At 68.3% G+C, this 916-nt stretch carries 2 protein-coding genes; both read right to left on the bottom strand.

Going from position 1 to position 916, the window contains the following annotated elements; all coding sequences use genetic code 11:
* A partial coding sequence (locus tag LRX76_RS18720) for a sugar phosphate nucleotidyltransferase (protein WP_231807141.1) occupies positions 1-80 on the bottom strand: 80 nt, incomplete at its 3' end.
* Between the two features lie 143 nt (positions 81-223).
* Positions 224-916, bottom strand: a 693-nt coding sequence (locus LRX76_RS18715; protein ID WP_231807140.1) for a GDP-mannose 4,6-dehydratase, incomplete at its 5' end; no start/stop codon positions are given.

Raw genomic sequence — 916 nt, 5'->3', positions numbered from 1 at the left:
TGCTTGCTCACGCCGCGGGTGATCGGATACAGCCGCGTGCCGGAGCCGCCGGCCAGGATGATGCCTTTGCGTTGGGTCATCTGTGTTTCCTAGGGTCTTGCCGCTTCTCCCTTCTCCCGCATGCGGGAGAAGGGGCCCGAAGGGCGGATGAGGGCATGGAGCGAGAATGGCTTCAGGCCGGAGGCCGATGAAAGGGCCGGCCGGGAGAACAGCGCGGCGCGGCCTAGGCCGCGGTCCCGATCCGTTCGAGCCGGTAGCTGCCGTCGAGCACCCGGTTCACCCAGTCCTGGTGCTCCAGGTACCAGTCCACGGTGGCGGCGATGCCCTGCTCGAACGTGTGCTGCGGCTCCCAGCCCAACTCGCGCTTGAGCTTGGAGGCATCGATGGCGTAGCGGCGGTCGTGGCCCGGGCGATCGGCCACGAAGGTGATCTGGCTCGAACGCGGCTGGCCGTCGCTTCGGGGACGGCGCTGGTCGAGCAGAGCGCAGATCGTCCGCACCACCTCGATGTTCTCGCGCTCGGAATTGCCGCCGACGTTGTAGGTCTCGCCCACCGTACCCTTGGCCAGTACCGTGCGGATCGCCTCGCAGTGATCGGCCACGTACAGCCAGTCGCGCACCTGCCTGCCGTCGCCGTAGACCGGCAGCGGCTCGCCGGCCAGCGCCCGGGCGATCACCAGCGGGATCAGCTTCTCCGGGAAGTGGTAGGGGCCGTAGTTGTTGGAGCAGTTGGTGGTCAGCACCGGCAGCCCGTAGGTGTGGTGGAACGCGCGCACCAGGTGGTCGGAAGCCGCCTTGGAAGCCGAGTACGGCGAGTTCGGCGCGTAAGGGGTGGTCTCGCTGAACTTGCCGGTGGCCCCCAGCGTGCCGTAGACCTCGTCGGTGGACACGTGCAGGAAGCGGAACGCCTCGCGCGC

The sequence above is a fragment of the Stenotrophomonas sp. MMGLT7 genome, from assembly GCF_021168555.1.
GTDB lineage: Bacteria > Pseudomonadota > Gammaproteobacteria > Xanthomonadales > Xanthomonadaceae > MMGLT7.
This window is presented reverse-complemented; position numbering and strand designations above follow the sequence as displayed.